Origin of the sequence: Mesorhizobium sp. ESP7-2, assembly GCF_020164715.1 — a bacterium.
In the GTDB taxonomy this organism is placed as follows: Bacteria; Pseudomonadota; Alphaproteobacteria; order Rhizobiales; family Rhizobiaceae; genus Mesorhizobium.
The window spans coordinates 80,530-87,726 of the sequence record NZ_JAIUGQ010000030.1; the positions used below are offsets into that span (position 1 = coordinate 80,530).

Consider the following 7,197-nt stretch of genomic DNA (forward strand, 5'->3'; position numbering starts at 1 on the left):
CATCTGGCGCTTCGCGAGAAGAAGCCTGTAATATAATCCAATTGTATCGACTCTTATATCACGGGATAAGATGCGAAGACGGGTCGCTATAGGTATTCTCGGGACGACGCTCGATGCGGGTCGCACCGACGACCGCTGGAAGAAATGGCGGCCGACGGTTGCGCTGTGCCAGCAGCAGGGATTGTTCATTGACCGCCTGGAACTCATTCACGAGACACAGTCCCGGCAGCTCGCCACGCAGATCATCGCCGACATCGAACAGGTTTCGCCGGCGACAGAGGTCAGGCCGCATATCATCGGCATGAGAGACCCCTGGGATTTCAGCGAGGTCTACACCGGCCTGCGCGATTTTGCCCGGGGTTATGTGTTCGATCCCGAGAAGGAGGATTATCTCGTCAACATCACTACCGGCACGCATGTCGCGCAGATCTGCTGGTTCCTGCTCACCGAGGCCCACTTCATCCCTGCACGCCTGCTACAGCTCTCTCCCCGCAAGGATGGGCGCGACGACGTCTCCGGCAGCCACTCGATCATCGACCTCGACCTGTCGCGTTATGATGCGATCGCTACACGCTTTACCGCGGAGCGCGACGAGGCGACGTCGTTCCTGAAGTCTGGCATCGCCACCCGCAATCCGGCCTTCAACCAGATGATCGACCAGATCGAGAAGGTGACGATCCGCTCGCGCGCGCCCGTCCTGCTCACCGGCCCGACAGGCGCCGGCAAGTCGCAGCTCGCGCGCCGCATTTACGAACTCAAGGAAGCGCAGCGGCAGGTTTCCGGCGCCTTCATCGAGGTCAATTGCGCGACCTTGCGCGGCGACCAGGCGATGTCGACGCTGTTCGGCCACGTCAAGGGCGCTTTCACCGGCGCGCAGAACGAACGCGCCGGGCTGATGAAGTCGGCCAACAAGGGCGTGCTGTTTCTCGACGAGATCGGTGAACTCGGCATCGACGAACAGGCCATGTGCCTGCGCGCCATCGAGGAGAAGCGTTTCCTGCCGGTGGGCGCCGACCAGGACGTAATCTCGGATTTCCAGCTTCTGGCCGGCACCAATCGCGACCTGTCGATCGGCGTGAAGGAGGGCAGGTTCCGCGAGGATTTGTTCGCACGTCTGAATCTCTGGACCTTCCAGCTTCCGGCGCTACGCGACCGCAAGGAAGACATCGAGCCCAACCTCGACTTCGAGCTGCGCCGCTTCGGCGAACGCGAGGGCCAGAACGTGACCTTCAACAGGGAGGCGCGGGATCTCTACCTGAAATTCGCCATCGCGCCGCAGGCGATGTGGCGTGCCAATTTCCGCGATCTGTCGGCATCCATTACCCGCATGGCGACACTGGCGCCGCTCGGCCGCATCAACGAGGAGACCGTGCGCGACGAGATCGAACGACTGACGATGCTGTGGCGTGCCGGGGATGCCGGCGGCCGCGAGGCCATCCTGGTGGAGGCTTTGGGTGTCGAGCGGCAAAGCCGGATCGACCTATTCGATCGGCCGCAACTTGCCACCGTGCTCGAGGTCTGCCGCGACAGCAATTCGATCAGCGCCGCCGGCCGAAAACTGTTCGCCGTTTCGCGGCTGCAAAAGACCAGCGGCAACGATGCCGACCGGCTACGCAAATATCTCATGCGGTTCGACTTGAGCTTCGAGGACATCGCCCGGAAATGATGGACGTCCTTCGTCGGCTGCCCGGCGGGTTCATCCATGGCGAGCGGAAGTCAAAAAAGCTCTGCGGCCTACTCGACCACCTTTTCGTGAAGGCATGCGGGTTGATCCGGCGGCCTGCTTGCCTAGGTAGAGAGGGCGGCCGGGCGCCACGCGATCTCAATAATCGGTATGACATTTTCCTGCATTCGAAAGCTTGCCCTTGCTGGTCTCATCGTCGTCGTCCAGTCTTCCTGCGTCGTTCCCGACGACACGTCGCGCATCGCCAAGGTCGATCCCACGGCGGCGGCGGCTCGCAAGGAAATGGTCGGCCTCAGTGAAGCCGACGTTCGAATGTGCGCGGGGTTTCCGACCGCCACCGCGGATGTCGGTCGGTCCGGGCAGATCTGGACCTATAAGCGCGTCGTCCAGCGCGGCAATCTCAGCGTCGTCGTTCCTGCCTTGGCCGTCGGGGCGATCCCGACGGTCGGCGGTTCCGTCAATGTCGCTCCCGGCGGCTATTGCGACACGCAGGTTCGCATGGTCGGCGGCCACGTCGCCGAAGTTGCCTATGCCGGCGACAACAATCTGCCGAACAGGCGCGACGCGCTTTGTGTCTCAACCGTGGATGCTTGCGTAACCTATGCCCGCCAACACAGGCCGGCAGCCAAATAGCGGCGGCGGATTTAGGAAATCCCCAGCGCCACCCGCCGGATCGGCGAGGCCCCGCTGAAGCTGGCGCTGAGTGATGCCGGCAACGGCCATCTGGTCGCGGCCGGGGGTTGAAGCCGTCCAGGCTCAAACAAGCTCGGTGTGTCGCCGGCCGAGCTTCACATATTCGTGTCACACGCCATGGGGTCGGCCTTGCCGCCATGAAATCCGCGGCCGCCCCTTGCCCTTCCGCCTCATTTTCCTAATGTGCTTGCGGATGACGATCGTTGAGGGCGGCCGGATTCATCCACACTGGGAGGAAATAAACTCATGAAGCTATGCTATGTCGTTTCCGCCGCGCTGCTCGCGGCCACCGCGATTCCCGCCTCGGCCGCCGAGATTTCCGATGGCAAGGTCAAGATCGGCATCCTCAACGACCAATCCGGCGTCTATGCGGATTTCGGCGGCAAATGGTCGGTCGAGGCGGCCAAGATGGCGGTCGAGGATTTCGGCGGCAAGGTGCAGGGAGCACCGGTCGAGATCATCAGCGCCGACCACCAAAACAAGCCCGATATCGCCTCCAACATCGCACGCCAGTGGTACGACACCGAACAGGTCGATGCCATCATGGAGCTGACGACCTCTTCGGTCGCGCTCGCCGTGCAGGGGATTTCCAAGGAAAAGAAGAAGATCGACATCGTCACCGGTGCCGCGACCACCGAACTCACCGGCAAGCAGTGCTCGCCCTACGGCTTCCACTGGGCCTATGACACCCATTCGCAGGCTGTGGGCACCGGCGGCTCGCTGGTGCAGCAGGGCGGCGACAGCTGGTTCTTCGTCACCGTCGACTATGCCTTCGGCTATTCGTTGAAGGAGCAGACCGCCAAGTTCGTCGAGAGCCATGGCGGCAAGGTGCTGGGCGAGGTGCGTTATCCCCTCGGCGCGACCGATTTTTCGTCCTTCCTGCTGCAGGCGCAATCGTCGGGCGCCAAGGTCATCGGGCTCGCCAATGCCGGCCTCGACACCTCCAATTCCATCAAGCAGGCGGCCGAGTTCGGCATCGTGCAGGGCGGCCAGCGCCTGGCCGCACTCCTGTTCACGCTGGCCGAGGTGCATGGGCTCGGCCTGCAGGCGGCGCAAGGCGTCGTGCTGACCGAGGGCTATTACTGGGACCGCGACGACAAGAGCCGCGAATTCGGACAGCGCTTCTTCAAGCGCACCAACCGCATGCCGAACATGATCCAGGCCGCGACCTATTCGGCGGTGACGCAGTATTTGAAGGCGATCGACAAGGCCGGCACCGACGAGACCGAAGCGGTCGCCAAGCAATTGCATTCGCTGCCGGTGAACGACGTCTTTACCGCCAATGGCAAGGTCCAGGCCGACGGCAACATGGTCCACGACATGTATCTCTACCAGGTCAAGGCGCCCAGCGAGAGCACCAAGGATTGGGATTACTACAAATACCTCGCCACAATTCCCGGCAAGGAGGCCTTCCTGAGCGAAAAGGAAAGCGGCTGCCCGACGGCGGCCCAGTGACCGGCGCGGCCATGGTGCCGCCTGATCCGAGCGCGGAAGAGCCGCGGGTGGTGCTTTCCGCCCGCGGCCTGCGGCGTGACTTTGCCGGCTTCGTCGCCGTCAGGAATGTCGACCTGGATGTCCGCCATGGCAACATCCATGCCCTGATCGGCCCCAACGGCGCCGGCAAGACCACCGTCTTCAACCTGCTGACAAAATTCCTGGCGCCGACCAGCGGCAGGATCGACCTGCTCGGCCACGACATCACCCGCACGCCGCCGGCCAGGGTGGCGCGGATGGGGCTGGTGCGCTCGTTCCAGATATCGGCGATCTTTCCGCACCTCAGCGTGCTCGACAATGTGCGCGTCGCGCTGCAGCGGCCGGCCGGGCTCGGCGTCCAGTTCTGGCGCTCGCTGGCGGCGCTCGACCGGTTGACCCCGCGCGCCATGGAGCTGCTGCGTTCCGTCGGCCTCGACGACGCGACGAACAGGCTGGCCGGCGATCTTTCCTATGGCAGGAAACGCGTGCTCGAGATCGCCACGACGCTGGCGCTGGATCCCAAGGTGCTGCTGCTGGACGAGCCGATGGCGGGCATGGGCCATGAGGACGTCGCCACGGTTTCCGCCCTCATCCGCTCGGTGGCGAGTGACCGCGCCATACTGATGGTCGAGCACAATCTGACCGTGGTAGCCGATCTCTGCGACTGGATAACGGTGATGCAGCGCGGCGAGGTGCTGGCGGCCGGCGACTACGCCACCGTCAGCCGCGACGAGCGCGTCAAGGTCGCCTATATGGGCACCGCCGATGACTAGTACCGCGCCCCTGCTTGCGGTCAGCGGCCTGAACGCCTGGTATGGCGAGGGCCATGCGCTGCACGGCGTCGACCTCGAAGTGTTTGCCGGCGAGACAGTGACGTTGCTCGGCCGCAACGGCGTCGGCAAGACGACGACGCTGCGCGCCATCATGGGCCTGATCCGCCGGCGAACCGGCAAGGTCGTTTTCGACGGTGCCGACCTGATGCGGCTGCCGCTGCACCGCACCGCGCACCAGGGCATCGGCTTCGTGCCGGAAGAGCGCGGCATCTTCTCGACGCTGACCGTCGACGAGAACCTGGTGCTGCCGCCTGTCGTCGCCCCGGGCGGCATGAGCGTCGAGGAAATCTTCGATCTCTTCCCCAATCTGAAGGAGCGGCGCAACAGCCCCGGCACCAGGCTGTCGGGCGGCGAACAGCAGATGCTGGCGATCGCGCGCATGCTGCGCACCGGCGTCAAGATGCTGCTCCTCGACGAACCGACCGAGGGTCTCGCCCCTGTCATCGTCCAGCGCATCGGCGAACTGCTGGCGACGTTGAAAAAGCGCGGCATGACCATCCTGCTGGTCGAGCAGAATTTCCGCTTCGCCAGCCGTGTCGCCGACCGCTTCTACCTGATGGAGCACGGCAAGGTCGTGGCCGGATTCCCGACCGGCGAACTGGCGGACCGCATGACGCTGCTCCACGAAATTCTGGGTGTATGATGACGCCATGACGATGATCTTCGGCATCCCCGTCCAGGCATTGCTCGGCCAGTTGCTGGTCGGCCTGATCAACGGCTCCTTCTACGCCATGCTGAGCCTCGGCCTGGCCGTCATCTTCGGCCTGCTGCGCGTCATCAATTTCGCCCATGGCGCCCAATATATGCTCGGCGCCTTCGTCGGCTATCTCCTGCTCACCCATCTCGGCATCGGCTATTGGCCGGCGCTGGTCCTGGCGCCACTGATCGTCGGCCTGTTCGGCGTCGTGGTCGAGCGCCTGGCGCTGTCGCGGCTCTACGACACCGATCCGCTCTACGGCCTGCTCTTCACCTTCGGCCTCGCGCTCGTGCTCGAGGGCGTCTTCCGCTACTATTACGGCGTGTCGGGAAACCCCTACGCCGTGCCGCCGCTGCTGGCCGGCGGCACCAATCTCGGCTTCATGTTCCTGCCCAACTATCGCGGCTGGGTGGTGGTCGCCTCGCTGATCGTCTGCTTCGGAACTTGGGCGCTGATCGAGAAGACCAGGCTCGGTTCCTACCTGCGCGCGGCAACCGAGAATCCCCGTCTCGTCCAGGCCTTCGGCGTCAACGTGCCGCTGCTTTTGACCCTCACCTACGGCCTCGGCTCGGCGCTCGCCGGCCTCGCCGGCATCCTGGCCGCGCCCGTCTATCAGGTCAGCCCGCTGATGGGATCGGATCTCATCATCGTCGTCTTCGCCGTCGTCGTGATCGGCGGCATGGGATCGATCCTCGGCGCCATCGTCACCGGCTACATGCTTGGCCTGGCAGAAGGCCTGACCAAGGTCTTCTACCCCGAGGCATCCAACCTGGTCGTCTTCGTCATCATGGCGATCGTGCTTTTGGTCCGCCCGGCCGGCCTGTTCGGAAGGGACGCCTGACATGGCGGAAGGGACATCCGACATGGCCGAGCTTTCGCTCCGCGAGACATCCGCCAAACCCTCGGCAAGGCTCGAATGGGTGCTGGTCGGGCTCGGCATACTGGCGCTGCTGGCGGCGCCCTTCTTCGTCTACCCGATCTTCCTGATGAAGATGCTGTGTTTCGCGCTGTTTGCCTGCGCCTTCAATCTCCTGCTCGGCTATACCGGCTTGCTGTCGTTCGGCCACGCCACCTTCTTCGGCGGCGCCGCCTATTTCACCGCCCACGCCGTCAAGGTCTGGGGCTGGCCGCCGGAGGCCGGCATCCTGCTCGGCATGGCGGGCGCCGCACTGCTCGGCCTCGTCATGGGCTTCTTCGCCATCCGCCGGCAAGGCATCTATTTCGCCATGATCACGCTGGCGCTGTCGCAGATGTTCTTCTTCTTCTGCGTGCAGGCGCCGTTCACGCAAGGCGAGGACGGCATTCAGGGCGTGCCGCGCGGCGTGCTGTTCGGTGTCCTCGACCTCAACGCCCCGATGAACATCTATTATTTCGTGCTTGTCGTGGTCCTGCTCGGCGTCTTCGCCATCTGGCGCATCGTCAATTCGCCCTTCGGCATGATCCTGCGCTCGATCCGCGAAAACGAGAACCGCGCCATTTCGCTGGGCTATTCCGTAGCCAGCTACAAGCTCGGCGCCTTCGTCATGTCGGCGGCGCTGGCCGGGCTCGCGGGCTCGCTGAAGGCGATCGTCTTCCAGTTCGCCACGCTCACCGACGTCACCTGGCAGATGTCGGGCGAGGTGATCCTGATGACGCTTCTGGGCGGCATCGGCACCATGGTCGGCCCGATCATCGGCGCCAGCCTCGTCGTCGGCCTGGAAAACACGCTGGCCACATCAGGTTTCCCGGTGACCATCGCCACCGGGCTGATCTTCATGGTCTGCGTGCTGGTGTTTCGGCGCGGGATTGTGGGGGAGGTATATGCGCGGGTGATGGGG

The 7,197-nt window shown here is 64.1% G+C and carries 7 protein-coding genes; all 7 read left to right on the plus strand.

Annotated elements, in window-relative coordinates; all coding sequences use genetic code 11:
- Window positions 1-70 precede the first annotated feature (70 nt).
- On the plus strand, window positions 71-1,666 hold the full coding sequence (gene rtcR, locus LB543_RS24080) for an RNA repair transcriptional activator RtcR (RefSeq protein ID WP_224615806.1): 1,596 nt from the start codon (window positions 71-73) through the stop codon (window positions 1,664-1,666).
- Between the two features lie 168 nt (window positions 1,667-1,834).
- Window positions 1,835-2,317 (plus strand): hypothetical protein, encoded by a 483-nt coding sequence (locus tag LB543_RS24085; protein ID WP_224615807.1) that lies wholly within the window; start codon window positions 1,835-1,837, stop codon window positions 2,315-2,317.
- Window positions 2,318-2,623: 306 nt separating this feature from the next.
- Window positions 2,624-3,832, plus strand: a complete 1,209-nt coding sequence (locus LB543_RS24090; protein WP_140765551.1) for an ABC transporter substrate-binding protein — start codon at window positions 2,624-2,626, stop codon at window positions 3,830-3,832.
- Window positions 3,833-3,843: 11 nt separating this feature from the next.
- Window positions 3,844-4,623: an ABC transporter ATP-binding protein gene (locus tag LB543_RS24095; protein ID WP_224615821.1), complete on the plus strand. Its 780-nt coding sequence runs from the start codon at window positions 3,844-3,846 to the stop codon at window positions 4,621-4,623.
- Window positions 4,616-5,326, plus strand: coding sequence for an ABC transporter ATP-binding protein (locus LB543_RS24100; RefSeq protein ID WP_224615808.1), 711 nt, complete (start codon window positions 4,616-4,618; stop codon window positions 5,324-5,326). The genes LB543_RS24095 and LB543_RS24100 overlap by 8 nt, the downstream gene beginning before the upstream one ends.
- A 7-nt stretch (window positions 5,327-5,333) precedes the next feature.
- Window positions 5,334-6,221, plus strand: coding sequence for a branched-chain amino acid ABC transporter permease (locus LB543_RS24105; RefSeq protein ID WP_224615810.1), 888 nt, complete (start codon window positions 5,334-5,336; stop codon window positions 6,219-6,221).
- 22 nt (window positions 6,222-6,243) lie between these two features.
- On the plus strand, window positions 6,244-7,197 hold a 954-nt coding region (locus tag LB543_RS24110), incomplete at its 3' end, for a branched-chain amino acid ABC transporter permease (protein ID WP_224615823.1).

What these genes read in the sequence shown, in the direction of transcription:
- rtcR (WP_224615806.1), top strand. Translation starts at nt 71, where the DNA reads ATGCGAAGACGGGTCGCTATAGGTATTCTCGGGACGACGCTCGATGCG.
- LB543_RS24085 (WP_224615807.1), top strand. Translation starts at nt 1,835, where the DNA reads ATGACATTTTCCTGCATTCGAAAGCTTGCCCTTGCTGGTCTCATCGTC.
- LB543_RS24090 (WP_140765551.1), top strand. Translation starts at nt 2,624, where the DNA reads ATGAAGCTATGCTATGTCGTTTCCGCCGCGCTGCTCGCGGCCACCGCG.
- LB543_RS24095 (WP_224615821.1), top strand. Translation starts at nt 3,844, where the DNA reads ATGGTGCCGCCTGATCCGAGCGCGGAAGAGCCGCGGGTGGTGCTTTCC.
- LB543_RS24100 (WP_224615808.1), top strand. Translation starts at nt 4,616, where the DNA reads ATGACTAGTACCGCGCCCCTGCTTGCGGTCAGCGGCCTGAACGCCTGG.
- LB543_RS24105 (WP_224615810.1), top strand. Translation starts at nt 5,334, where the DNA reads ATGACGATGATCTTCGGCATCCCCGTCCAGGCATTGCTCGGCCAGTTG.